General features: G+C 44.9%; 2 protein-coding genes. Both read left to right on the top strand.

The annotated features are described in order from the left end of the window. The first annotated feature begins 139 nt into the window (after positions 1-139). Positions 140-313: a hypothetical protein gene (locus QT974_RS33420; RefSeq protein WP_333472659.1), complete on the top strand. Its 174-nt coding sequence runs from the start codon at positions 140-142 to the stop codon at positions 311-313. A gap of 226 nt (positions 314-539) precedes the next feature. Further along, the coding region (locus QT974_RS33415; RefSeq protein WP_333472658.1) for a HAMP domain-containing sensor histidine kinase at positions 540-2523 on the top strand (1984 nt) is incomplete at its 3' end.

Raw genomic sequence — 2523 nt, 5'->3', positions numbered from 1 at the left:
TTTTGTTTTATTTCCCCCTAGAAGGAGGAGGCTTTAAACCCATTCTTCTTGGTAACAATTCAGATCGAAGATCGAGGCCCGGGGATGTCTGAGTCAGTAAGATTGCGGATATTCGACTATTTGTTTACTACCAAAGAGGTTGGGAAGGGAACGCGATCGCGTAGCGTGCCGGAGGCATATCGCCCGTCAAATCATTGAAACAAGCCACGGAGGGGCTTTAGATGTAGAATCAATCCTAGGGGAGGGTACAGAATTTATGATTCGTCTTCCTATTTTAGATAAAATGTCGGTTGAAAGCGCGATCGACCTATAACTCGTATCTGCCGAAGCGCCCGTCATTCGAGGCGTGAGGTCAAACTACACAAACGCAGGCCTTAGCCTTCGATCAGGCTAGTCCAACCGAGCGAGGGACTGATAAATCTAGAATATACGATCGCACAAGCTTGTGTTCTAAATTACAGCGTAGCAATCAAAAGTAGAATAGAAAAATACTAAATAGTCTATTTTATTTAACTAAAATTGTGGTAAGGAATCCCGCTATGTCTTCCGCCGAAAAAATCAACAACGATCGCACATTTATCCGTCGTTTACCGCTACAAGCAGTTTTGGTTGTCCCATTCGTCGTCCAAATCTTTGCAGCGGTTGGGTTAGTAGGTTATTTTTCCTTTAAAAACGGTCAACAAGCAGTCAATGACCTAGCAAATCAGTTGATAGATAGTGCAACTCAGCGAGTAGATAACCAGTTAGACAACTATCTAGAAGTGCCGCAACAACTAACGCAAGTGACAGCCGATGCGATCGCCAGCGGGCAACTTGACCTAAATAACCCCAAAGCCAGCGAACTCTATTTCTGGCGACAATCAAAAGCCTTCCCCGCGATTAGCTATTTCGGTTATGCCCTGCCAGATGGCAGAGAAGTTGGGGCGGGGCGCTATTTAAATCCCAAAGATATCACCCTGTATCAAAACCTTCCCGGAGGCAAGGCATCAGACTACACCAGTGATGTTTCAGGAAACCGGGGCAAGCTGATTCAGACCTACGAATTGGACATTCTCAATGACAACAACAAGTATATCAAGGCAACCCAAGCCAAAAAACCTTTCTGGGCAGACATCTCGGGAATTACAACTAACAATATTCAAGTGTCTGAGACAGGTGCTGAAGCACAGGCTGGAGGTGCAAGTGAAAATGTAGGAGACTACTCAGATTATATAAGTGTTCCAGCAATTTATCCGGTTTTAGATCGTCAGGGAAAATTTTTAGCTTCTTTAATCTGTGATTTGCGGCTTAACGACATCAATAGATTTTTAAAGAGTCTCAAAATTAGCCAGTCTGGAGAAGTTTTCATCATTGAACCGGATGGTAGAATGGTGGCAAGTTCTGGCAAACAACGGATTCTCAACAAACAGAAAGATCCCGTAGAAAGGTTTACAGTCTTCACCATTCCCGAGCCGTTGATTCAAACAATCGCCACTCAAATTCAACAAGAGTCGGGCAGCTTGCAATCGATTCAGACAAATCGCGAATTGAAATTCAAATACAACAACCAGCGCTATTTTACCCAAGTCACTCCTTGGAAAGATAAGTACGGACTGAATTGGCTGATTGTGGTGACGATCCCAGAGTCAGACTTTATGGAGCAAATTAATGCCAATACCCGATCGACTATTTTCTTGTGCCTGGCCGCCCTAGCCCTAGCGACAGTGCTAGGAATTTACACATCACGCTGGATTACTGACCCGATTGTCCGTCTCCAAAAAGCCAGTGAGGCGATCGCCAGCGGAGACCTCGATCGCCCCGTAAAAGTCAAAGGCATCGAGGAATTGGAAGGGTTAGGGCGATCGTTCAACCAAATGGCATTGCAACTCAAAACCTCCTTTACAGTCCTCGAAGACCGCGTTACCGAACGCACAGCCGAACTACAACAAGCCAAGGAAACCGCCGACAACGCCAACGCCGCCAAAAGCGAATTCCTTGCCAACATGAGCCACGAACTCCGCACGCCCCTCAACGGCATTCTCGGCTACGCTCAAATCTTGCAGCGCAACGAATCCATCAACTCTAAAGGACTTAATGGAGTTGACATTATCTACCAGTGCGGCTCCCACCTGCTAACTCTAATTAACGATATCCTTGACCTCTCGAAAATCGAAGCCCGCAAATTAGAGATATATCCCAGCTCCTTACATTTCCCTTCGTTTTTGCAAGGAATTGTCGAAATCAACTCGATTCGCGCCCAACAAAAAGGCATTAGCTTCGACTTTATCTTCGATGACAACTTACCTGTCGGAGTCTGGGCAGATGAAAAGCGTTTGCGTCAAGTATTAATTAATTTGTTGGGAAATGCCATTAAATTTACAGAACAGGGTAAAGTGATATTCAGAGTAGATAAAATTGAGTTTAAAAGCGAGATAAATGTAGATGTTACCAATAATATAGAAACAAAAAAATCTACTTCTCCATCGCGGATTCGCTTTGCGATCGCAGATACGGGAGTCGGCATGAGTCCCCAACAAGTAGAGA

Origin of the sequence: Microcoleus sp. BM001215392 (assembly GCF_036700185.1) — a bacterium.
GTDB lineage: Bacteria > Cyanobacteriota > Cyanobacteriia > Cyanobacteriales > Microcoleaceae > Microcoleus.
This window is presented reverse-complemented; position numbering and strand designations above follow the sequence as displayed.